The 24,722-nt window shown below is 33.7% G+C and carries 23 protein-coding genes and 1 other annotated feature; of the genes, 20 read left to right on the top strand and 3 right to left on the bottom strand.

Translation table 11 applies throughout. The annotated features are described in order from the left end of the window. The first annotated feature begins 168 nt into the window (after positions 1–168). The 11 genes from BN349_RS20425 (at position 169) to BN349_RS20370 (ending at position 11,752) form a co-directional block, all read left to right on the top strand. Positions 169–1,119, top strand: a complete 951-nt coding sequence (locus BN349_RS20425) for an ABC transporter permease (protein WP_019244169.1) — start codon at positions 169–171, stop codon at positions 1,117–1,119. Next, positions 1,112–2,059, top strand: a complete 948-nt coding sequence (locus BN349_RS20420) for an iron chelate uptake ABC transporter family permease subunit (RefSeq protein WP_019244168.1) — start codon at positions 1,112–1,114, stop codon at positions 2,057–2,059. The genes BN349_RS20425 and BN349_RS20420 overlap by 8 nt, the downstream gene beginning before the upstream one ends. Beyond that, positions 2,056–2,814 carry an iron ABC transporter ATP-binding protein gene (locus BN349_RS20415; RefSeq protein ID WP_019244167.1) on the top strand — a complete coding sequence of 253 codons (759 nt, stop codon included), beginning with the start codon at positions 2,056–2,058 and terminating at the stop codon, positions 2,812–2,814. Before BN349_RS20420 ends, BN349_RS20415 begins: the two co-directional genes overlap by 4 nt. A 20-nt stretch (positions 2,815–2,834) precedes the next feature. Beyond that, positions 2,835–3,800: a siderophore ABC transporter substrate-binding protein gene (locus tag BN349_RS20410; protein ID WP_019244166.1), complete on the top strand. Its 966-nt coding sequence runs from the start codon at positions 2,835–2,837 to the stop codon at positions 3,798–3,800. 499 nt (positions 3,801–4,299) lie between these two features. Continuing rightward, positions 4,300–5,229, top strand: a complete 930-nt coding sequence (locus BN349_RS20400; RefSeq protein WP_019244164.1) for a LacI family DNA-binding transcriptional regulator — start codon at positions 4,300–4,302, stop codon at positions 5,227–5,229. Positions 5,230–5,507: 278 nt separating this feature from the next. Then, positions 5,508–5,807: a PTS sugar transporter subunit IIB gene (locus tag BN349_RS20395; RefSeq protein ID WP_019244163.1), complete on the top strand. Its 300-nt coding sequence runs from the start codon at positions 5,508–5,510 to the stop codon at positions 5,805–5,807. A gap of 57 nt (positions 5,808–5,864) precedes the next feature. Beyond that, positions 5,865–7,148, top strand: a complete 1,284-nt coding sequence (gene celB / locus BN349_RS20390) for a PTS cellobiose transporter subunit IIC (protein WP_019244162.1) — start codon at positions 5,865–5,867, stop codon at positions 7,146–7,148. 21 nt (positions 7,149–7,169) lie between these two features. Continuing rightward, positions 7,170–7,469, top strand: coding sequence for a PTS lactose/cellobiose transporter subunit IIA (locus tag BN349_RS20385; protein ID WP_019244161.1), 300 nt, complete (start codon positions 7,170–7,172; stop codon positions 7,467–7,469). A 307-nt stretch (positions 7,470–7,776) separates the two neighbouring features. Then, positions 7,777–8,865 (top strand): DUF871 domain-containing protein, encoded by a 1,089-nt coding sequence (locus BN349_RS20380; protein ID WP_019244160.1) that lies wholly within the window; start codon positions 7,777–7,779, stop codon positions 8,863–8,865. Between the two features lie 107 nt (positions 8,866–8,972). Next, on the top strand, positions 8,973–9,218 hold the full coding sequence (locus tag BN349_RS20375) for a hypothetical protein (RefSeq protein WP_148335093.1): 246 nt from the start codon (positions 8,973–8,975) through the stop codon (positions 9,216–9,218). Positions 9,219–9,847: 629 nt separating this feature from the next. Next, positions 9,848–11,752, top strand: a complete 1,905-nt coding sequence (locus BN349_RS20370; protein WP_019244158.1) for an endonuclease MutS2 — start codon at positions 9,848–9,850, stop codon at positions 11,750–11,752. Between the two features lie 258 nt (positions 11,753–12,010). Here the strand turns inward: BN349_RS20370 and BN349_RS20365 are convergent, their stop codons facing one another. From BN349_RS20365 to nagA, 3 genes are read right to left on the bottom strand one after another with little or no spacing between them, the layout of a single operon-like run. After that, entirely contained in the window at positions 12,011–12,736 is a 726-nt protein-coding gene (locus tag BN349_RS20365) for a GntR family transcriptional regulator (RefSeq protein ID WP_019244157.1), read from the bottom strand. Positions 12,737–12,762: 26 nt separating this feature from the next. After that, positions 12,763–13,536, bottom strand: coding sequence for a glucosamine-6-phosphate deaminase (nagB, locus tag BN349_RS20360; protein ID WP_019244156.1), 774 nt, complete (start codon positions 13,534–13,536; stop codon positions 12,763–12,765). Further along, a complete protein-coding gene (nagA, locus tag BN349_RS20355; protein WP_019244155.1) occupies positions 13,536–14,735 on the bottom strand; it encodes an N-acetylglucosamine-6-phosphate deacetylase in 1,200 nt (399 codons plus the stop codon). The genes nagB and nagA overlap by 1 nt, the downstream gene beginning before the upstream one ends. 677 nt (positions 14,736–15,412) lie before the next feature. Between nagA and BN349_RS20350 the strand changes: the two genes are divergently transcribed. From BN349_RS20350 to BN349_RS26485, 9 genes are all read left to right on the top strand, one after another. Beyond that, a complete protein-coding gene (locus BN349_RS20350; RefSeq protein WP_019244154.1) occupies positions 15,413–15,955 on the top strand; it encodes a helix-turn-helix domain-containing protein in 543 nt (180 codons plus the stop codon). Positions 15,956–16,155: 200 nt separating this feature from the next. Then, positions 16,156–17,262, top strand: coding sequence for an ABC transporter ATP-binding protein (locus BN349_RS20345; protein WP_019244153.1), 1,107 nt, complete (start codon positions 16,156–16,158; stop codon positions 17,260–17,262). Then, entirely contained in the window at positions 17,252–18,064 is an 813-nt protein-coding gene (locus BN349_RS20340; protein WP_019244152.1) for an ABC transporter permease, read from the top strand. Before BN349_RS20345 ends, BN349_RS20340 begins: the two co-directional genes overlap by 11 nt. After that, positions 18,051–18,854: an ABC transporter permease gene (locus BN349_RS20335; RefSeq protein WP_019244151.1), complete on the top strand. Its 804-nt coding sequence runs from the start codon at positions 18,051–18,053 to the stop codon at positions 18,852–18,854. The genes BN349_RS20340 and BN349_RS20335 overlap by 14 nt, the downstream gene beginning before the upstream one ends. Beyond that, a complete protein-coding gene (locus BN349_RS20330) occupies positions 18,851–19,924 on the top strand; it encodes an ABC transporter substrate-binding protein (RefSeq protein WP_019244150.1) in 1,074 nt (357 codons plus the stop codon). Before BN349_RS20335 ends, BN349_RS20330 begins: the two co-directional genes overlap by 4 nt. Positions 19,925–20,339: 415 nt before the next feature. Next, positions 20,340–20,567, top strand: a binding site (T-box leader). A gap of 107 nt (positions 20,568–20,674) precedes the next feature. Further along, positions 20,675–22,015, top strand: coding sequence for a sodium-dependent transporter (locus BN349_RS20325; protein ID WP_019244149.1), 1,341 nt, complete (start codon positions 20,675–20,677; stop codon positions 22,013–22,015). A 266-nt stretch (positions 22,016–22,281) separates the two neighbouring features. Next, positions 22,282–22,944 (top strand): hypothetical protein, encoded by a 663-nt coding sequence (locus BN349_RS20320; RefSeq protein WP_019244148.1) that lies wholly within the window; start codon positions 22,282–22,284, stop codon positions 22,942–22,944. Between the two features lie 15 nt (positions 22,945–22,959). Beyond that, positions 22,960–24,198, top strand: coding sequence for an efflux RND transporter periplasmic adaptor subunit (locus BN349_RS20315; protein ID WP_019244147.1), 1,239 nt, complete (start codon positions 22,960–22,962; stop codon positions 24,196–24,198). A gap of 308 nt (positions 24,199–24,506) precedes the next feature. Then, positions 24,507–24,683, top strand: a complete 177-nt coding sequence (locus BN349_RS26485; protein WP_232423583.1) for a hypothetical protein — start codon at positions 24,507–24,509, stop codon at positions 24,681–24,683. The last annotated feature ends 39 nt before the right edge of the window (positions 24,684–24,722 follow it).

Below are 24,722 nucleotides of genomic sequence, written 5' to 3'. Positions count from 1 at the left end.
ATCATTATCATTTAAAGTGTAAGTAATATTATCAATAGCTTTATATAAAAAAAGAACGACATCGCGAATGGCTATAGCTGTCATATTTTTTTGTGAGGTATTGAGAATGATTATCTCTGTCAGAAATAAACGTCAAGATAGAACATAGAGTTAGAAAGAGGATCCTTTATGAAGATAAGATATTTAATTGCAGCACTGATTGCCTTGTCATTTGCAAGCATTTTCATTGGAGTATCAAATATATCTCCACTAGATATATTTTCTTTAACGAAAGATCAGTGGGATATTTTAATAATTGGTCGCATACCTCGATTAGTCACGATTATTATTGCTGGTGTAAGTATGAGCATATGTGGACTGATTATGCAACAACTAACAAGAAATAAATTTGTTTCACCAACAACTGCTGGAACAATGGATTCAGCACGTTTAGGGATTCTAGTTAGTATGTTGTTATTTGCTTCTGCTACAATGCTGCAGAAGATGATCATATCTTTTATCTTCGCATTAATAGGTACATTCATCTTTATGAAGATTCTTGACAATATTAAGTTTAAAGATGCCATTTTTATTCCTCTTGTTGGCTTAATGTTTGGAGGAATTGTTGGCTCAATAACAACTTTTTTCGCTTATAAGCATGATTTAATTCAAACCATGTCAGCCTGGTTACAAGGAAGCTTTTCTGGTGTTATGAAGGGAAGTTATGAAATGATTTACATAAGTGTGCCATTAATGATTGTGGCATATTTATACGCAAATAAATTTACAGTAGCTGGTATGGGTGAAGATTTTGCTTTAAATTTAGGTTTAAGTTATAAGAAGGTAGTAAATATTGGTCTGGTTATTGTGGCAATGGTTACAGCAGTTGTTATTTTAACTGTAGGAAGTATCCCATTTCTAGGTCTTATCATTCCTAATATTGTGTCCATCTATCGTGGCGATCATTTGAAAAATAATCTTGCTCATACAGCGTTATTAGGAGCTGTATTTGTTTTAGCATGTGATATTTTTGGTCGAGTGATTATCTACCCGTATGAAATTCCAATTGGTCTCACTGTAGGTGTAATTGGAAGTGCGATCTTTGCTTACTTACTGTTGAGGAGAAAGGCTTATGAATGATAAAGCAAAAATTGGAATACTAGTAGCGATAGCAATTGGACTAATCAGTGTATTTATGTTTACAGATATAGGGAGATTTCCTGACTACGTATTGCCAAAAAGAGGTTTGAAGATTTTAGCCATTATCTTAACAGGCTCGTGTATAGCTTTTTCAACGGTAATCTTTCAAACCATTACAAACAATAGAATTCTAACCCCAAGTATCATAGGTCTAGATTCCTTATATATGCTAATTCAAACTGCATTAATATTTATTCTAGGATCTACTAGCCAAACAATTGTTAATAAGAATGTCAATTTTATTATTACGATTGTCATTATGATCTTGTTTATAGGTTTATTATATAAACTCCTATTTAAAAGAGAAGGAAGCAATTTATATTTTCTTCTTTTGATAGGATTAATTTTCGGAACACTGTTCTCTAGTATGTCGACTTTTCTTCAAGTATTAATCGATCCGAATGAGTATCAGTCTATTCAAGGAAAAATGTTTGCAAGCTTTAATAATGTGCAAACCGATTTGTTGAATTTGTCCATTATTGGCATTGTTGTTATTACGATATATGCATGGCGTTTTCTCAAGTATTTAGATGTTTTAGCACTTGGACGAGATCAAGCTATTAATCTAGGTGTAAATTATGATTATGTTGTTAGAAGGTTACTAGTAGTAGTAGCGGTACTTATATCGATAAGTACGGCACTCGTTGGGCCTATTACATTTTTAGGCTTGCTTGTTGTAAATGTGGCGTATCAAGTCATGCGTACATACAAACATTCATACATCATAATCTCTGCCATAATGATCAGTATTGTCTCGCTTGTTGGTGGACTATTATTAGTAGAAAGAGTGTTTACGTTCTCAACTACTTTAAGTGTCATCATCAATTTCGTTGGTGGAATTTATTTCATATACCTTCTATTAAAGGAGAATAAATCATGATTGAAGTTACGAATATTACAAAGTCATATGGAACAAAGAATGTTATTGATAATGTATCTGTGAGTATTCAAAAAGGAAAAATCACTTCCTTTATTGGTCCAAATGGAGCCGGAAAAAGTACTTTGTTATCTATGATTAGTCGTCTTATCGATAAAGATACAGGGGAGGTTATTGTAGAGGGTCAAAATATTTGCGGTATCAAAAGTAATGACCTAGCTCGCAAAATCGCGATTCTTAAACAATCTAATCATATTAATATTCGTCTAACTATTCGTGAGCTTGTTTCTTTTGGAAGATTTCCTTATTCTCAAGGTCGATTAAATAAAGAGGATTGGAAAAAGGTTGATGAAGCCATTTCGTATATGGAATTGACAGACCTACAAGATAAATTTTTGGACCAATTAAGCGGTGGACAAAGACAGAGAGCTTATATTGCGATGGTTATTGCTCAAGATACAGAATATATTTTGTTAGATGAACCATTGAACAATTTAGACATGAAACATTCTGTTCAAATTATGAAGATCCTACGAAGATTGGTTAACGAGTTAAATAAAACCATTATTATTGTTATCCATGATATCAATTTTGCTTCCGTTTATTCTGATTATATTGTGGCACTTAAGGATGGAAAGGTAGTTAAAGAAGGTCCTGCGGATGAGATTATTAATTCCGCCGTACTAAAAGATATTTATGATATGGATATTTCGATACAAAACATAAATTGTCAAAAAATATGCGTATATTTTGCGTAACTATAGGAGAGAAAGTAAAAATGAAATTAAAACAATCATTGTTAATGTTTGTATTAGCACTATTTGCAGTCGTTTTAGTAGCTTGTGGTAATAATGAAACGAAGAAGGAAGACGGTAAGTCTGGAGATACAAAAGAAGAAAAATCAGAAGTAGTTGTAAAGCATGAATATGGTGAAACACCTGTTCAAGTAAATCCGAAAAAAGTAGTTGTATTTGACTTTGGTTCTTTAGATACAATTGAAAAGTTAGGTGCTTCTGATTCAGTAGTGGCGGTTCCTAGAAAAAATGTTCCTGGTTATCTATCAGCTTTTGATAATGACAATGTAATCAATGCTGGCGGATTAAAAGAGCCAGATTTCGAAGCAATTAAAGAAGCGGAGCCAGATTTAATTATCATTTCTGGACGTCAAGCTGATTCGTACGATCAATTTAGCGAAATTGCTCCTACAATTTACATGGCTGTAGACGAAGCTGATTTTGTTAACTCATTTAAAAAGAACGTAACAACTTTAGGTGAAATCTTTGGAAAAGAAGATGTTGCAAAAACAGAACTTGAAGCAATCGATAAAGAAATTGCTGATGTAAAAGCAAAAGTATCAGCTGATAAAAAAGGTTTAATTGTACTATCAAGTGCGAAAGAATTAAGTGCTTATGGTCCGGGATCTCGCTTTGGGATTATCCATGATGTATTAGGAATTACTCCTGCTGATGAATCAATTAAAGTTTCTACACATGGTAATAATGTAACATCTGAGTATGTATTCGAGAAAAACCCTGATTATCTGTTTGTTATTGATCGCGACGTAGCGGTTGGTGAAAAATCAACATTAAAAGAAACGGTTCAAAATGAAATTATTGCGAAAACAAATGCTGCAAAAGAAGGAAAAATCATTCAGTTAAATCCGGAATATTGGTATTTATCAGGTGGCGGATTAATCTCTGTAGCTGAAATGGTAAAAGAAGTATCAGAAGGAATTGCTCAATAAGGTATAACCCTAATTAATGCTAGTTTTCATCATATATAGAGAGGCTACCCCCCTTTTCTATAAAAAGCCCATCAGCTCCCCCATAGTTGATGGGCTTTACTTGTTCTATTGTGTTATTTCGATTGATATGTCTTTGTATAAGGTTGTTTCGTAGAGATGGTTTCTAACAAGTTCGGTGAAAAAAACATAAAAAGGTCGATAGAAGCGGAAGGGACGAGATTTTTGTGGGCTAGGAGAGAGACTAACCAATTACTGTGTTCCTTGATACTCACCTGTCCCGTCCCACGCTTGTTCATAGACGAGAAAGTATGTGAAAACAACCTTCCCTAAAAATGTTAGAATGATATGTAAGCGTGTGAAAAAAGAAATTTTTATGAAATCGAAAGCTAAAAGGAATTGGTAATGTTTTTTTTATTGGAAAATGATATAAAACAAGGTAAAATCAATTACTGTAAAAGAAAACGAGAGAAAACTGATGGAGAAAGAGGTCAGTTGATAAATGAAAAAAGCAACCATTAAAGATGTAGCTCGTGAGAGTAAGTTTTCTATTGCAACTGTTTCAAGGGTTTTAAATGGTAAAGGTAATGTAAGTCCTGAAATTGCTTCAAAGGTATTGGAAGTGGCACAAAAATTACACTATACTCCAAATCAATTGGCGAAGGGTTTAAAAGAACAAAAAACAAATATTATTGGAGTTGTAGTACCTGATTTAGCAGATCCTTATTTTGTAAAAGTCATTCAGCTTTTGCAAAGAAAGTTGCAATTTGAGAATATACATGTACTTGTTACAGAGTCGGAGTACAACGCTAAAAAAGAACGAGAAATCTTACAACAGCTTGAGGCAAAGCGTGTAGATGCCATTGTCGTTGCTAGTACAGGAAATAATGAAAAATATTTAATGGATTTAGTTCTGAAAGGTATTACAGTTGTTCTATTTCATACGAAAATAAAAAATCTAGATATCGAAATTCCGCAAGTAATAGAGGATGAAGAAGAAATTGTGCGTGCATTAACGCATTCATTGATAAAGGATGGTCATCGTCATATAGCCGTGATAAATGGTACGAAGTCCTTTCCAAATGCCATTGAACGCTACATTGGTTATGTAAAAGCAATGTATACTGGTGGAGAGGTTTTGGATTCAGCGTATACATACGAAGGTAAGTATAGCGTAGAAAGTGGAAGAAAAGCAGTAAAACGATTTTTAGCATTACCTAAAAGACCTACTGCTATCGTATCGCTTCATCCGTACTTTACACAAGGGGCCATTGCGGAACTTCAAAAGCAGCAAATTCGAATACCGAGAGATGTTACGATTGCTTCTATTGGCAATGATTCATCACTTTTTTTGCTTGAAGATAAAGGGATTCAGCTTTACTCTTATGACGTTGCTCTTATTGTAGAAGAAATATTATTTTATTTAATTTAAGAAAAGAGAGTAACTTCTAAAGGTCGTTCATGATACGACCTTTAGAAGTTACTCTCTTTATTTTTTAGGAAGTAAGTATGTAAGGCACCGTTCTAAATCTTATTGAATAGTTTGTTAGTTTTTATAAACAATAATTTTGTTAGTTAAGTGACTCACTATAAATGTGTCTAAAATGTGAAATATTCAAGAAAACGTTTACTCGACTTTGTAAGTATTGTAAGATAACTTTAGTAAGTCAAATGAAAACGTTATCAAAAAACAATTGGAGGATGAAATATATGAATATCATGTTAGTTTGTTCAGCAGGTATGTCAACAAGTATGTTAGTAACTAAAATGGAGGCTGCTGCTAGTTCTCAAGGTATAGATGCAAAAATTTGGGCGATTCCTGAAGCTCAATTACAAGCAGATATTGATAAATGCGATGTTATTTTATTAGGACCTCAAGTTCGTTTCTTAAAATCAAAAATTGAAGCTGTAGCTGCTCCAAAAAATATTCCGGTTGAAGTAATTGATATGATGAATTACGGCGCAATGAACGGAGAAGCAGTGTTAAAGCAAGCTTTAAACATGAAGTAATTAGATAAGCTATACATTGTATAGCTTATCCTAATTAAGAAGTGAAGGAGTGAGAGCATGAATAAAATTATTCAGTTTTTAGAAAAATATTTTGTTCCCGTTGCTGGGAAAATTGGTAGCCAAAGACATTTAGTAGCTATCCGTGATGGATTCGTAGCAATTATGCCACTTATTATTTTAGGATCATTTGCTGTATTAATTAATGGTTTACCTTTTGAAGGATACCAAGATTTTATGGTTCGAGTATTTGGTGAAGGTTGGACTGATCTTGGAGGGAATATATGGAAAGGTTCCTTTGCTATCCTTTCTTTACTAGTTGGTATAGGTATTAGTTATAACTTAGCGAAATCATATGATGTAGATGGTTTATCAGCAGCATTAGTTGCTTTTGGTTCTCTTATTATTATGAGTCCTGTAACAGCTACTGAGGGCGGAGTAGATTTTGCTTGGACAGGCGCGCAAGGATTATTCGTAGCATTAATTGTATCTATCGTTTCGACAGAAATCTTCCGTTTCTTAATCCAGAAAAATTTCACAATTAAGATGCCTAAAGGAGTTCCGACGGCGGTAGCACGTTCGTTTGCAGCTTTACTTCCAGCGACTGTTGTATTTATCGTATTCGGAATGGCGTTCTTATTATTTACACATGCAGGAACATCGTTACACAAAATCATTTTTGATACAATTCAAGAGCCTTTACAAGGGCTATCAAATACACTACCATCAGCGATTATTGTTTCTTTATTAATTCACTTATTATGGTTCTTTGGATTACATGGTACAAACATTATTGGACCGATTATGGAAACAATTTACCTACCATCGTTAGAAACAAATATGGCAGCGTTTAAAGATGGAGTATCTGCATTTAGTGATCAATTAGCAGTAGTAACAAAACCTTTCTTCGATGTATATGTACACTTAGGGGGAGCTGGTGCAACATTAGCATTAATTGTAGCTATTTTCTTAGTAGCAAAAAGTGCTCAATATAGAAGTATCGGGAAAATTACAGCGCCTGCGGGTGTGTTTAACATTAATGAACCAGTATTATTTGGTGTTCCGATTGTATTGAACCCAATTTTACTAATTCCATTCGTGTTAATTCCAATCGTATTAACTTGTACGTCATTCTTTGCTATATCAATGGGACTTGTTCCGAAAACAGTAGCATTGGTTCCGTGGTCTATGCCACCAATTTTCAGTGGTTATTTAGCATCAGGTGGAGCATGGCAAGGTGTTGCACTACAAATATTTAACTTCTTATTAGCTGTGGCAATTTATATTCCGTTTATTAAAGTACAAGATATTCAAGCTATAAAAGCAGAAAACGGAGAACAGTAGAAGTACTGTAGGAGGATCATTATGGAAACAATCATTATGGGAATTATTCTAAACGCTGGGAACGCTAGAAGTACAGCGATGGAAGCTCTTAAAGAAGCTAAACAAGGTAACTTTGAATTAGCTGAAAAATATATTGAAGAAGCTACACAAGCACTTGGTGAAGCACATAAATCACAAACTGCTTTAATTCAAGGGGAAGCTCGTGGAGAAAAATCAGAAATCTCTATCTTACTAATTCACGCTCAGGATCACTTAATGACAGCAATGACATTAAAAGATTTAGCAGGCGAAATGGTAGAATTATACAAAAGAATTGGTTAATATGTAACTGTAAGGGGCTTTCCTAAAAAGCGATTTTCAATCACTTTTTGGGACGCCCCTACGCTTTATCTTAATTCATTTTTATAACACTTTGTTTACAAATGCATTCTTACTTTGTGAAAAAAGCTGATGTTACACATTAAGGTGCTATATTATATTTTTCCTCAAAGAAGAATATGAAGGTGCGTTAAAAATGGAAGAGGGAATCCGACAAAAATTTGATGTATAGAAAGCCGCTTTCTAAATAATGTAACGGTAGTACCTGCCCATTAATTTGATTAAGAGATTAATATTTGAGGTGTAGGAAATGAGAAAATTAGGTATTTCAATTTACCCAGAACATAGTACAAGAGAAAAAGACAAAGAGTATATTTCATTAGCAGCTAAATATGGTTTTAAACGTATTTTTACATGTTTATTATCTGTTCAAGGAAGTAAAGAAGCCATTATTGAGGAGTTCACAGATATTATTACACATGCTCGTAATGAAGGTATGGAAGTCATTTTAGATGTCGCGCCACACGTTTTCCCTACTTTAGGGGCATCATACGATAATTTAGAAGTGTTTGCTCAAATGGGTGCAACAGGAATCCGTTTAGATGAAGGATTTGGTGGACAGAAAGAAGCGTTAATGACACATAATCCGTATGGCTTGAAAATTGAAATTAACATTAGTAACGGTACAAAATATTTAGAGCAAATTTTAAGTTACGGTCCAAACCGTGATACTCTAGTTGGATGTCATAACTTCTATCCTCAAGAATATACTGGTCTTTCTTATAAGCATTTTGTTGAAACATCAGAACTCTTTAGAAAGCACAATATCCGTGTGGCTGCGTTTGTATCTTCTAAGGCTGCAACTTATGGTCCGTGGCCAGTGAGTGATGGTTTATGCACGTTAGAACAGCATCGTACTTTACCAATTGTAACTCAAGCGAAACATTTATTTGCAACGGATTTAGTAGATGATGTGATTATTGGAAATGCTTATGCTTCAGAAGAAGAATTAGCAGCTTTAAGTAAATTAAATCCAAATAAGCTATCTTTCCGTGTGAACATGAACAAAGAAGCTTCTGATCTAGAGAAGCTAATTGTGGAAAAGGAAATACATTTCAACCGCGGTGATGTGTCTGAATATCTTATTCGTTCTACACAAAGTCGTGTGAAGTATAAGACAGAAGCATTTCCAAAACACAATAATTATGATATTCAAAAAGGCGATGTATTGATGGGTAATAATGATTTCGGACAATACAAAGGAGAACTTCAAATCGCACGCCTTCCGATGAAAAATGATGGACGTAAAAACGTAATTGGAAGAATTGTTGAGGAGGAAGTATTCCTTTTAGACTATATTAAGCCTTGGGACTACTTTGAAATGGTTATCGAAAAATAAAATGAAATGCAATACAAAAAGCCTTCCGTAAAAAATGGAAGGCTTTTTGTTGAGGAAAGCGTGTATAAGTACTTGTTCTATAGCTAAAGGTCACTATTACAGTACCCATGAGTTTTGTTGAAAGCTTAATGCTTTTTGTTGTTCCACTAACTTATGACGTTGGGATCGTTGTTAATCTGAAATTCCCAAATTTTGATTGGACTAATGAGGTTACCGATACGATAAAGCAAAGTGCAGCATTTTTGATTGTGATTTTTGCAGGCTTGTTTAGTATTGTCGTTCTCGTTGCAATCATGTTTGCAGGTCTAATATCAATCAGACAATTTTTATGGGATGCTGGAGTATGGTGTTAATGCTACTCTGCATGGTTATGTATAGGTATATGAAAATGAAGGGTGAACGTGTTTTTAAGGCTAGTTAAATGACTCATTTTCCAATTATTGTTTGACGAAAGGAATAATACATGTTACATTAATCACATATTATAAAAAGGTGTGGTGAAGTATGTCGGGAGTAGGTATCAACTAAATTTTAGTTGAATAAGGATTTTAATTTCTGGATTTATTCCAGTTTATTAAGAATGCCTTTTTTCAATAATGTTTACCAACATTGTTGAATACCTACTATAAGACTGCTTCCTTTTCCATATATTCGTTTAACATGTAGAATGTTAAGGCGTAAAGCATGGTGGGATTTGTCCTACCATGCTTTTTGTTCAAAGGGTTTCTAGTACCCTTATTCATTTTGTGTGGGAAGGCGATATTGTGCCTTAGTTTATGTTACAAGGCTTATGCCCGCAGGAGCTTTCTATCCAATTATGCTAATTGGTATGGTAGGAAAGGCTTTTGCGGGCTATTTTATTATCTAAATCCCATGTTGAGTTTCTTGTGGTTCTAGACGTTTATTAAATGAAGTCTAAGTGATCTTAGATTATACGGTGCTAAAGGGAAGCTTGTACAATTCAGAAATGAGGAAAATAAAAATGAATACTATGACTTTTGATAAATTACAATATAACGAATTAAAAGAGAAAGTAAAAAGCTATTGTGTTAGTGGCTTAGGGAAAGCATTAATTGATAAGTTACAGCCAAGTTCTAATATAAAAGTAGTGAAAAATCGTTTGAAAGAGACGAGTGAAGCTAGGAAGTTATTAGATGCTGAAAAGCATTTGCCATTAACGGGCATATCTAATATAGCAAGTCATATTGAAAAGTTAGAAAAAGGTATGGTTTTAACACCAATAGAATTAACAGCTGTATCTGATTTTTTGAGAGGTTGTAGGAGAATTAAAAAGTTTATGGCTGATAAAGAATTTTTTGCTCCTGTACTTCATTCGTATGCCTTTTCTATGACTGAATTTCGCGATATTGAAGAGAGTATATTATTTGCTATCAAAGGCAGTCGAGTAGATTCAAATGCTAGCAGAGAACTAAAACGTATCCGGAATCAAATGGCTAAAACAGAAGAAAAAATTGAAGAACGACTTAATAAGTTTTTGAAAAGCGGTGCGAATAAAGAGTTCATTCAAGAATTCTATATTAGTAAGAAAGATGATCGTTTTACGATTCCAATTAAGGCTTCTTTTAAAAATCAAGTAGCAGGAACTATTGTTGAAATATCCTCAAAAGGTTCAACTGTGTTTATGGAACCGGCTGCTGTTTCAAAACTTAATGTAGAACTAGCTTGTTTGAAATCAGAGGAATCCGTTGAAGAATATCAAATACTGGCTACCTTATCAGGCACTATTTATGAGGCGATTCATGCAATTCGAATTAATATCGAATGTATTAGCCAATACGATATGATTTTTGCTAAAGCCAAATATAGTAAGAGTACAGATGGTATGGAACCAAAACTAAATAATCATGGCTTTATTAAATTAGTAGACAGTAAGCATCCATTATTAGAAGGAGATATTGTTCCACTTGATTTTGAGATTGGTCAAGATTATCGAAGTTTAATCATTACGGGACCGAATGCTGGTGGAAAAACAGTTGTTCTAAAGACAATTGGAATTCTAACATTAGCAGTTATGTCTGGTCTTCATATTATTGCTAAAGAAGGAACAGAAATCGCGATTTTCGATAATGTATTTGTTGATATTGGCGATAACCAAAGCTTAGAAAATGCATTAAGCACATTTTCTTCCCATATGAAGAATATTTCTGAGATTATGAGAGCCTCTAATAATAATACGCTTCTATTGTTCGATGAGATTGGAAGTGGCACAGAGCCGAATGAAGGTGCTGCGTTAGCGATTGCGATACTAGAAGAATTTTACCATATGGGATGTATAACAATTGCTACTACCCATTATGGTGAAATAAAACGATATTCTGAAATGCATGATGACTTCATGAACGCTGCAATGTTATTTAATAGCGAGGCACTACAGCCTATGTATAAGCTTCTAATCGGTAAATCTGGAGATAGTAACGCCCTTTGGATCTCTCGAAGAATGAATATACGTGAACATGTATTAAAGAGAGCGGAATTATATATTGAGAATAAGGCATATAACTTTGATACTGTGAAAGAAAATAAAATAAAAAAACCTACAGTGGAGGCAATTCTTCCGGAAGTGCATTACAATTATGAAATAGGTGATAGAGTGAAACTTTTGGAAGAAAATGATTATGCCATCGTATATAAGCCGTTAGATAAATATAATAATGTTGTCTTATTTTATAAAAATGAAATGATAGAAGTGAATGTGAAGCGAATTCAACTTGATATTAAGGCAACTCAATTATATCCAGAAGGTTATGATTTAAATATACTGTTTACAAGCTTTCAAGAGAGAAAGTTACAGCATGATTTGGAAAGAGGATCAAAAAAAGCACTTAGAAAAGTACAAAAAGAGATTAGAAAGAGAAGAGAAGAATAAAAAAGCGTTTATTTAAATAAGAAAAAACTCGTCTTGTTACATTTCAAGACAAGTTTTTTATGTTTTTTAAGCGCATAACCGAGGCGCTTCCGCTTTTCTTATAAGATTAGAAATATAATTTGGGACCAAGACAAATGTCTGCCTTGCTCGGCTATAAGCCATTCCTTTTTGATTCCATATCATGGAATGGAAGGTTAAATGGATTTACCTTTTCACTGAGATAATGATTATACTAAAAAGGATTGGTAACGGTTTTTCTTATTGTCGCTTAAGTTGATTATAGAAACGATAACGATCAGCTCGAAAAGATGATTTGACATATTCAATCGGTGTTCGATCTTCTAAATAAGTAACCTGTATGATTTTTAATACGGGGCTACCTTTTTTTATATGCAAATGCTTAGCATCATAATCACTAGCGGCAACTGCTTCAAGTTCTTGATCGGCAACATCAATTTTAAGCGAAAATTTTTCTTCAATGAACTGATAAATAGAGTCTTTAGCTAGTTCCTTAGTTAATCCTTCAATTAGATGTAATGGCATATAGGCTGTTTCGATAGCCATTGGTACGTCATCAGCTAATCGAATTCTTTCAATTTGTAATACAGGTTTTTCAACATCAATCTCCAGTTTTTGAGAAACAGAAGGGCTAGCAGGAACAACTTCGTAAGATAGAATTTCACTACTAGGTGTCAATCCTCTTTCAATCATATCCTCTGAAAAGCTTGTTAAACCTTGCATTACCCGTTCAACCTTTCGCTCACTAACAAATGTACCTGTACCTTTCTTTCGATAAAGTAATCCATCATTTACAAGGTTTGTTAATGCTTGTCGAACTGTCATTCGGCTTATTTGATATTGTTCCGTAAATTCACGTTCAGAAGGAATAGCTTGATTAGGTTGTAGCTGACCCGAATCAATTTGTTGTTTAATTAGCTCTTCAAGCTGGTGATAAATTGGAACAGGTGACTTTTTATCAATCATTTTTCTACAGCTCCTTGAACGGACACTTAGATTAATTGTAAAGCATCCTGGTCGGCAATAATTGTTACTTTATTGTGTAAACGTAGAGCTGATGCTGGGAATTCCTCTGAGATTTCACCGTAAATAAGACGTTTGATAGCTTCTGCTTTTGAAGCACCAGATGCTAATAAGATAATTTCCTTACTGTCCATAATACTTTGAATTCCCATAGTAATGGCCTCAGTAGGTACCTCATCAATGCTGTTGAAATAACGAGCATTTGCTTCACGAGTTCTTTCAGCAAGCTTGATTGTATGTGTTTTGCTTTTGAAAGAAGTACCAGGTTCGTTGAAACCGATGTGTCCATTATGGCCGATTCCTAGAATTTGTAGATCTACTCCACCGATGTCATGGATGTATTTTTCATAACGAGCTGCTTCTTCTTCCATATTAGTTGCTGTACCATCAGGAACGTTCGTGTTATTTAAGTCTACATCAATATAGTTAAACAATTTTTCTCTCATGAAAGTAAAATAACTGTTTTTATCCTCTTTGTCTAGTCCAACATATTCATCTAAATTCACAGTTTTTACTTCTTTATAAGAAGTTCCATTGGTTTTATGATCTTCAATTAATGTTTTGTAAAGTCCTTCAGGAGTACTACCTGTTGCTAAACCTAAAATAGCATTTGGTTTTCTTTCCACTAAACCGATAATTCTTTTTGCAGCAATACGGCTCATTTCTTCGTAGTTTTCTGCACGAATAATTTCAAATATCATTGTATTCACCTTTTTAGAAGAGTTTATTTCTTGTATTGTCATTATTTATCATCCTTTTTATATGCTAGTTCACCACGACAAATTGTCATTTCAATATCTAAATCATTGTTTAAGACTACAATATCAGCATCTTTTCCGATTTCGATGCTTCCTTTTGTATCGAACATTCTTATTTGTTTTGCAGGGTTGATTGAGGCAAGTTTCATCAAATCATGTAATGTAAGATCAGTAAATTTCAACATGTTTCTAACGGAATCAATCATTTTTAGGGTACTTCCCGCAAGAGTTCCATCCTCAAGTGTTGCCTTTCCATCTCCAACAATTACAGGTTGTCCGCCTAATTCATAACGTCCATTTTTTAGGCATTTGGCACGCATCGCATCAGTAATTAATAATGCACCGTCCGTACCTTTTGCTTTGATTGCTAAGCGAATCATTTCTGGACAAATGTGAATGCCATCTGAAATTAGTTCTACTTTTAATTCATCAAATAATAAAGCAGCTCCAGCTGTTCCAGGCTCGCGATGATGTAGACCGCGCATGCCATTATATAAATGGGTTATTTGTGTTGCACCTGCACTAACTGCATCTTTAACTTCAGCGTAAGCAGAATCGGTATGTCCGATAGAAGCAGTAACGTTGTTTTCTGCTAAATACTGAATAAATTCCATTCCATTTGGCATTTCAGGAGCGACAGTTACTAATTTAATTGTTCCGTCTGCCTCTTTTTGCCACTCTTTAAAGACTTCTACATTAGGATCGATAATGTATTCTGCAGGTTGCGCACCTTTTTTGCTCGGATTAATGAAAGGTCCTTCAAGATGAACGCCAACTACCTCTGCTAATCCGGTTTGATCGTGTTCTTTTTGATATGATGCAGCATTTTGTAATGCTTTAACAATGTTACCTGGTGCTTGAGTCATTGTAGTGGCAAGAAAGCTGGTTGTTCCTTCTTGTGGAAGATGAACAGCCATTGTATGAAGTGCTTCTGGTGTTGCATCCATAGTATCCGCTCCACCGGCACCATGAATGTGGACGTCGATAAATCCAGGTATGACCTTTGATCCATTTGCTAAAGAGATAATCTTAGCGTCGGAAAATGAGTTTGGTTGAAGTGAATCAGCGGCACCAATTTCGGTAATCTTTCCATCTGAAAGAAGAACATATCCGTTTGAAATAATTTCATTTTCTAAATAAATGTCTGCATTTTTTAATAAGATGCTTGAAGATACTTTTGTCATGGTGATCCCCCTCAAATTAAGTACATATTTATATTGCATGAATGGAATATTTATAGTCCTTATCTTGATTTTATCAATATATACATCTAGTTGTCTATACCAATTATATCGGAATTTTATGGGAATAACTTATTAGATTTTATCATTAGTGGATTTGTATTATAAGGTTTTTTCATATGTACTAGTAGTATGAACCTTTCATATAAAAAGTTATGTTGTTACATTTACCCATTCATTTAAAAGAATGTTTGTTTAAGAATGGGCTGTGTTAAAATTCTTTGGTATTATTGCCTCAAAACGATTGCTTCGTGCCTTACACCAAGGAGGTGCACTGTTCGTCTTGCAGAAAGTGACATCTTGGAGTGGAATTGAATCTATATTTACTATTTGTTAAAAGGCAACAAAGCATGTCAAAACAGTTATTAAAAAAAGAAAAAATATCCAATAATAGGAAGCGTTTTGGGTCGAATATCTTAGAGATATGTAATGGGAATATACTTGTGAAATCCATTTGAAATTTGATTCAAAAATATATGAGGAAAATGAAAAAATATTATTGAAGTTTTGTTAAATTCTTGTATAATAACTAGTTGTAAAAGTAAACTCCGAGTTACGTAATAATAAACAATAGTTACTAGAAGTTTACTAACTTTAAACACGATTGAGGTTATACAATCATGCAAATCGGAAGAAAAATAAAAAATCTACGATTAAAAAAAGGCTTAACACAAGAAGAATTAGGTGAGAGGACAGATTTAAGTAAAGGCTACATATCTCAGTTGGAGCGCGATTTGAGTTCACCTTCCATCGAAACATTTTTTAGCTTACTTGAAGTATTAGGCTGTTCACCTAAAGATTTCTTTAATGAGGAAGATCATATACAGAAAGTGGTATATGGAGAAGAAGATCAAACATGCTATGAAGATGAAGAAAGAGGCTATCACATTCAATGGTTAGTTCCTGAAAGCAACGAAAAGGAAATGGAGCCAATCATTTTAACGTTTAGTGAAGAAGGCGAGTTTAAAGTTTTTGAGCCTTCGTTATCTGAGACGTTTGGTTTTGTATTAGAAGGGAAAGTTAAAGTAAACCTAGGAAAAAGTGAATACTATGCAAAAGCTGGTGAAGCTATTTACTTTCACGCATCTGATCAGCATCAAATTGTTAATGCATCCTCAGGTAAAACACAATTATTGCTAGTAGCTACAGATTCTTATTTATAGTATGAGCGTGTACAATTTTCTAGAATGACTATGGATTTTAGTTGTGCCTTTTGGGTGCAAGCAAAGAACGAACTTTTAGCCAGCGCGATTGCTACTTGAGGCTAAAAGGTTGTGGGTCACTAAGATGGTTTTGCACTAGCGCTTTTCTTATAAAAAATAACGAAGTAGTTTAGGGGAATATACAGAAAAGGAGACCGATAATGACAGAAAAAACTATTATTCGATTTAATGGCGTTACGAAACAATACGATGATGATCCACCTGTTTTAAATAACGTTAGCTTTGAAATTGAAAGAGGTAAATTTTATACACTATTAGGACCTTCAGGTTGTGGGAAAACAACAATCTTACGTCTTATTGCAGGCTTTATTGGGCCTTCAAAAGGTGAAATATATTTTAATGGTAAGCTTGTGAATAATATACCGGCAAACCGTCGTCAAGTAAATACTGTTTTTCAAGATTATGCATTATTTCCTCATTTAAACGTATTTGAAAACGTTGCATTTGGTTTACGAATTAAAAAAATGAAAAATAATGTCATTGATCAAAAAGTTCGCGAAGCATTGAAATTCGTAAACCTTGAAGGGTACGAAAATCGTGAAATTAGTGAGATGTCTGGTGGTCAGCGTCAACGTGTTGCTATTGCTAGAGCGATTGTAAATGAACCAGAGGTTATCCTGTTAGATGAACCTTTATCAGCTCTAGATTTAAAACTACGTACAGAAATGCAATATGAACTAAGAGAATTACAACGTCGTCTCGGTATTACATTTATCTTTGTTACACACGATCAAGAAGAAGCACTTGCGATGAGTGATGAAATTTTTGTTCTAAATCGAGGTAACATTGAGCAGAGTGGTACACCGATTGATATTTATGATGAGCCAATAAATCGTTTCGTTGCAGATTTTATTGGAGAGTCGAATATAGTTAAAGGCAAAATGATAGAAGATTATTTAGTTGAATTTACTGGTAAACAGTTTGAATGTGTCGATGCTGGTTTAAAACCTAATGCGGCGATTGAAATTGTAATTAGACCAGAAGATTTAGAAATCACATCTCCTGAACAAGGTAAATTACAAGTAAGAGTAGATACTCAATTATTCCGTGGTGTTCATTACGAAATTTCCTGCTATGACCAAGATGGTAACGAATGGCTCGTACATTCAACGAAAAAGGCTACTGTAGGTGAACAAATAGGCTTGTATTTTGATCCTGAATCCATCCATGTTATGGTGCCAGGTGAAACAGAAGAAGAGTTTGATGCGCGCTTAGAGGCGTATGAAGAGGCAGAACATGAAGAGTAATCGAGTACTATATGCTATTCCATATTATTTATGGATGTTATTATTCGTAGTTGCACCGATTTTACTTGTTGTCTACTTTTCGTTTTTTAATATTGAAGGAGATTTTTCCTTCGTTAATTACCAAAAGTTCTTTACACCTGTTTATTTGAAAATGACTTTGAGTTCGTTTTGGTATGCTTTTTTAATTACAGCATTTGCACTTTTAGTTGCATATCCAACTGCATATCTTTTAACGAAAACGAAGCATAAGCAATTATGGTTATTGCTTATTATTTTGCCTTCATGGATTAACCTTTTATTAAAAGCGTATGCGTTTATGGGGATTTTCGGAACATACGGACCAATTAACGCCTTTTTAGAGGTAATTGGATTAGGGGAAAAACAAATATTATTCACAGACTTTAGCTTTGTGTTTGTATCAGTATATATTTTCATTCCTTTTATGATATTACCGATATTCAATGCGCTTGAAAAATTAAATCCTTCGTTAGTTTATGCATCGAATGATTTAGGTGCTTCCAATTGGGTAACGTTTAAGCGAGTTATCTTTCCTTTAACAATTGATGGTGTTAAAGCTGGGTGCCAAGCGGTTTTCATTCCTGCATTGTCACTGTTTATGCTTACGCGATTAATTGCCGGAAACCGTGTTATAACACTTGGTACAGCTATTGAGCAGCATTTCCTTATTACACAAGATTGGGGAATGGGTTCAACGATTGCGGTATTTTTAATCATAACAATGTTTATCATTATGGCTCTTACAAGAAATCGAAAGCGAGGTATGAAGCATGAGAAAAAATAACAAGCTTTCGAGACTGTATTTAGCTATTGTATTTATAATTTTATATGCGCCTATATTTTATCTTGTGTTTTATTCCTTCAATAGCGGTGGAAACATGTCAGGATTTGAAGGATTTACATTAGATTACTATAAAGAAGTACTTCAAGATACACGTTTATTAATTATAGTGTTAAATACGCTTGTTATTGCTTTATTGTCAGCAGCAATTGCGACGATTATCGGTTTGTTAGGTGCTCTGTCCATTATGTATGTGAAAAATTCTAAAGCAAAAAATACAATGCTATCTTTAAACAATGTGTTAATCGTAAGTCCTGATGTAATTATTGGTGCTTCTTTTTTAATTCTATTTACGATAATTGGAATTAAACTTGGGTTTACTTCTGTACTTCTTTCTCATATTGCATTTAGTATCCCAATTGTTGTTATTATGATATTGCCAAAGCTACAAGAGATGAGTCCAACATTAATAGATGCGGCACTTGATCTAGGTGCAAGTAAGTGGAACGTGCTAACAAAAGTTGTGATTCCATATATCACTCCTGGTATATTTGCAGGATTTTTTATGGCTTTAACTTATTCTTTAGATGATTTTGCTGTAACATTTTTCGTAACGGGTAATGGATTCTCTACTTTATCAGTAGAAATTTATTCATTGGCACGCCGAGGAATATCTCTACAAATTAATGCATTATCTACTCTGATCTTCTTATTCACGATCGTATTAGTAATAGGCTATTACTTCATTAATCAGCGCAATAGTCGTCCGAAAGGAGCTGGAATAAGAAAATGAGTAAGATAACGAAAGTATTTATAGCTGTTTTTGTTGTTTCTTTTGGCTTATTATTTTGGATTTCAGAATTGAATGCGTCCGAAGGTTACTCTGGTGGTAACACAATCTCCGTTTATAACTGGGGAGATTACATTGATACGGATTTAATTAAAAAATTCGAAAAGGAAACAGGATATAAAGTGGTCTATCAAACCTTTGATTCGAACGAAGCTATGATTGCTAAGTTAGATCAAGGTGGCACTGTATTTGATATTGCTATACCTTCTGAATATGCGATATCAAAAATGAAAGAGGAAAATTTGTTAACACCATTGGACCATAGTAAAATTCCGAACTTAAAAAACATTGATAGTCGTTTTATGAATTTACCATTTGATCCGGAAAATAAGTACTCTGTCCCATATTTTTGGGGGACTGTAGGTATTGTTTACAACAAAAAAATGTTGAATGGTAAAACAATTACAGGCTGGAATGATTTATGGGATCCTGACTTAAAAAATGAAATATTATTAGTCGATGGTGCCCGTGAAGTAATCGGAATGGGATTAAATACACTTGGTTATTCATTAAACAGTCATAATAAAAAAGAGCTAGTAGAAGCAAAAGAAAAACTTGATAAACTAGTTCCAAATATTAAAGCAATCGTTGGTGATGAGATTAAGATGCTTATGGCTAATGAAGAAGGATCTGTTGGAGTAGTATGGTCCGGTGATGCAAGTGAAATTATGAGTGAAAATGAAAATCTAGATTATGTAGTACCAAAAGAAGGTTCTAACCTTTGGTTCGATAATATTGTTATTCCGAAATCAGCAAAGAACATAGAAGGGGCACATGCTTTCATCAATTTCATGCTTGACCCGGAAAATGGTGCTCAAAATACGGACTACGTTGGTTATTCAACTCCAAATGAAGAAGCACTTAAGTTATTAGATAAGGAAGTTAGAGAAGATAAACGTTTCTATCCTGATTCTTCATTAACGGATAAATTAGAAGTTTACGAAAATCTTGGGAAGAAAATGCAGGCATATTATAGTGAACTATTCCTAGAATTTAAGATGCACAGTAAATAAGGTTGCCTCAAAAGCGATTTTTAGTCGCTTTTGAGCGGCCTTTTTGTATGTTACGGAATTTATATTTTGTGGACTACTTATTGCCGAATATGTAGTATTTTAGTTTCAACGCCTGCTCCTTAGGGCCATAAGCCAATCCGAATAATAACATTCTAGTCGGAATCGACTTATGTTGGTCAAGGCGCTTGTGCTTTTGTTCTTTGGTGTTTTAGGAAAGAATCAAATGGATCATTACTTTTAGATTGAAGGGAAGATTCGTTATTGAAATTTCAATAATCTAGACAGACTTTCCTGAGAAGGTATAAACGCTGATATGTATATTTTCACATCATATAGACAAAATAGTTATAATAAATACACTATTGACGTTTTGGAGTTATCGTAATATAATTTCGAGTATTATTAAAAATAGTAAGTATGGGCAAAGAAGAGAACATATTAAGCCGGTCTCCCTGTTATTAGAGAATCAGTGGTTGGTGAAAACTGATACAAAGATTAGGTGAATTTCATTCTTGGAGCTCTCTTTATGTTGCATCCTAGGCTCGCGGCATAAAGACGGAAAAAACCGTTATTTTTTTGAAGTGGGAAACAAGTATGACGTTTCCAATTAGGGTGGTACCGCGTGATAAGCCACGTCCCTATCGTTTTGATAGAGATGTGGCTTTTTTTGTTTGACAAAAGTATAAAAGAAAAGCCACTGTGCTTATGTTAAATGAAGTATAACTATACAACATAGATAGGAATGATCGTATGAAGAAACAAGCACAATGGTCGTCAAAGCTCGGCTTTATATTAGCTGCTGCTGGCTCGGCTATAGGTATAGGAGCTATTTGGAAGCTACCTTATGTTACAGGAACAAGTGGTGGAGGAGCATTTTTCTTTCTATTTATATTATTTTCCTTGCTTATAGGATTTCCGCTTCTTTTAGCTGAATTTGTTATTGGTAAAAGTACACAAAAAGAAGCAATCAGTGCGTATCGAACAATAGCTCCAAACACGAAATGGCATTGGATCGGTAAACTAGGTGTTGTAACATGCTTTTTATTGCTATCCTTTTATAGTGTAATTGGTGGATGGATAGTTATCTATCTCGTAAAAGGATTATTTGGAGGAGTAGTAGAGAACTCAGCCAACTATAGTGAGTTATTCAATAGCACAATTAGTAGTCCTGTCTTAACAATAGTAGCTCAAGGAGCATTTTTGGCAATTACTATTTTCGTAGTTGCTAAAGGGATACAAGAAGGTATTGAAAAAGCATCAAAAATATTGATGCCTGCCTTGTTTATCTTATTTATTGTCCTTATCGTTCGTTCTTTAACGTTGGATCATGCGACGGATGGCGTGAAATTCTTCTTAGCGCCAGACTTTTCACATATAAAATCAGAGAGCGTTTTATTCGCACTTGGGCAATCGTTTTTCTCTTTAAGTGTAGGGGTGTCTGTAATGGTAACATACAGTTCCTATTTACCGAGAAAATCTAATCTAATTCAACCTGCTATCTCAATTGTTTCAATGAATTTAATCATTGCGTTATTGGCTGGTCTAGCAATATTCCCAGCAGTATTTTCCTTTGGATTAGAACCAGCAGAAGGACCAGGATTATTATTCGTCGTTTTACCAACTGTATTTGATCAAATTGTTTTTGGTGAATTTTTCTTATTATGTTTCCTTGCTTTATTCTTATTTGCGACTTTAACATCTGCCTTTTCAATTTTAGAAATCATTGTTGCTTCATTAGTAAAAGGAAAAGAGAAACAAAGACCTAAATATGCAGTGATTGTGGGAATGTTAATATTCGTTGTGGGAGTTCCATCTGCTTTATCATATAGTATTTTGAGTGATGTAACGATATTTTCAAAAAGTATTTTTGATGCCGCGGATTATTTAGTTAGTAACATTCTTATGCCGTTAGGTGCATTTTTAATTTCTATTTTCGTACCTCTTAAAATGAAAAAGAATATTTTACAGGCAGAGTTATTAGAGCAATCGAAATGGGGTAAGAAAGCTTTTAATGTATGGTTCTATATAATGAGATACATTATTCCTATAGTGATTATTGTCGTATTTTTAGATACGATTGGTTTATTTTAATGATAAATGCTGAATGAAAAATCCTCTTTTCATTCAGCGTTTTTTTGAAGATAATAGTTGCGTAAAGTACATTTGGGGGATTGGAAAAAGTAACAGCACACATGGAAGTATAATAAATGAAAAAGAATTGTGAAAAAAATGTATATTAAATATAAAGAATGTTAGTAATTAGTAAACATTTGAGTTGTTTTAGTATAAAATAAAATTTGAGTCACTTTTTGTAGAAGACAATCTAAAGGTGCTAATAATTAATTGGAGGAAAGAAAATGATCTTCCGTGTTCAACCTTTGAAAGGAATCTTTAGACCAGTTAACTATCGTTATCAGTTATCAGAAGCAGAAGCGTTTAAAGGTTATAAAAGATACATAGCGTTCTTTTTTTTATTGAGCATTTGTGTGTATGGTATAAGCGCTGCATTTGGTATTGGAACAGAATCTTTGTCTAAGGAAATGACGAGTTTAAGTAGTGAAGAATTTGAAACGAGAAAGCAATTATTCTTTTTAGGTAGATTGCTACTAGGTATGATTATACCAGCTATTTTTTTGTTTTTAAGCTCGCTATATTATTGGAGCTTTGTAAACATTTCCTTTCAACAACTTGTTATCGTTCAAATGTCTGTCTTTTGTGTATTTTTATTGGAAAAAATCATTCAAATACCTTTATTTCTTCTTTTGCATATTGATGAAGCATCGAACCCATTTTCGCTTGGTGTAATCGTTCAATATATAACGAATAAAGAATTAATTGTTGATTTTTTTAGTCAAATTACTATATTTCAAATGTTAATGATTACGATAGTTGTACATTATTTGAATCATTTAACGGAAAAAAGTAAAAAAGTAATTCTGTCTATTGTTCTTGGATTTTTTATTTTTTGTTGGTTAATAGCAAGTTTACTATCTTATATAAAAATCGGAGTCTTTTTTTAAGGAGGAAGGAGAAGCTTGAAAAAGTGGAAAATATATACCATTGTAGCTATTGTCATCGCCTTTGTTGGCTGTAATCTTTTTCTCCTCATTAAAGAAGATAGTAAAGCAAACAAAACTGCCTACATAGCCGATTGGACAAGTGTAAAAAATGATGATGTAAAAAAGACATTTAAAACGGAAGGCGTCGTAAAACCAGAAGAAGAGCATTCCTTTTTCTATGATGAGAACCAAGGTCCATTTGCTTCATTTCAAGTAAAAGAAGGGGATATGGTTTCTGTAGGTACAGCATTATTTACATATGGTTCTAAGGCGTTAGAGGAAGAGAAAGCTGATATTGAGGCGGAAATAACCCAAATCAAAAGTGAGATAGAAAGCATAGAAGACCAAATAAGTGATTTAGAAAAAATTAATTCTACGTCATCTAATAATAGTACTACATCTAGTGACAAAGATACGAAAGTTCAAGTAGATGTACATGTAACAAACGTTATAGAAGGTGACATCGAAAAAGCGATAGCTGAAGCACAAAGTGAGATTGGTAAGCTAGAGGCGAAACTAGTGAAACGTGAAGCGGATTTATCAAGAAATACAGATAAATTAAGTGAAGTAACGGTAAATAGCGATGTAGCTGGTCAAGTAATCTCTATTAATAGAGACATTCAAAATCCTGTTATAACGATAGCTTCCAAGACTGTTGCGGTAGAAGGTGTTCTATCCGAGAAGCAGATGAAGGAAGCAGCTATTAATCAAAAGGTTTCCATGTATTCATCATTACATGATAAAAAGTATAACGGGTCCATTCAGCAAATAGTTTCTTATCCAAAAGATAAAATTAGCGTGAAGAAAACAGCTAATTATCCTTTTACGGTTCAACTGGATGAATCGGACGAAAAGCTCTTGCCAGGTGCAAAGTTACGTTTAACAGTAGTAGTTGACGAGGTAAAAGATGTACCTGTCATATCTAAAACAGCTACATTTAAAAATAAGAAAAAGCAATATGTGTATCAGCTGACTCAAAAAGGAACTGTAGAGAAAAAGTTGATTGAAACTGGGCTTACTTTCAATGGTAAACAAGAAGTTGCTAAAGGGTTAGAAGCTGGAAACTTTATTGCAACTAATCCTAGTAAAGTCGATACTGTTAATGCGAAATTCATTACACCTATGACAACTCTTCACATTGATAAGAACGAGTGGAAAGAATTATCCAAGAAAAAGATGGCGAAATATTTCTTAATAGGGTTGCTAGAAAAATAAAAAGCTAGACGCTCTTTGATTAATTATTTATTTTAAGTGCCAATTCGAACTGAAAAAAAACCTAATCAATCAAAATTTTGATTGATTAGGTTTTTTTTATGAAAGGAAAGGATATAAAGTAGAAACATAGAAATTTTTTATCTCATTTTTAACTAAATTTATTTGATTTCAATACGGAATTTAAAGAACCAAGTGGTTAATTTTACAAGTAACTTTATTTTATAAAGTTACTTTTAAAAATAAAGTTACTGTGCTATTTTGATAAAAAAGGAAACTTCGATGTAGAAAACAATAAGGAGGAGTTACTTGTGAAAAAATATGATGCGATTATTATTGGTTTTGGAAAAGGCGGAAAAACATTAGCGGCGGAATTCGCTTCAAGGGGTTGGAATGTGGCTGTTGTTGAGAGATCTAAGAAAATGTATGGAGGAACATGCATATTGGGTGTATCCCCACTAAATCGCTCGTACATCAATCTAAATTAATTGAAAATAAAGGATTACAGAACTTTCAAGAACAAGAGA

Origin of the sequence: Bacillus sp. AP8 (assembly GCF_000321185.1) — a bacterium.
Lineage (GTDB): Bacteria > Bacillota > Bacilli > Bacillales > DSM-1321 > Bacillus_AD > Bacillus_AD massilioanorexius.
This window is presented reverse-complemented; position numbering and strand designations above follow the sequence as displayed.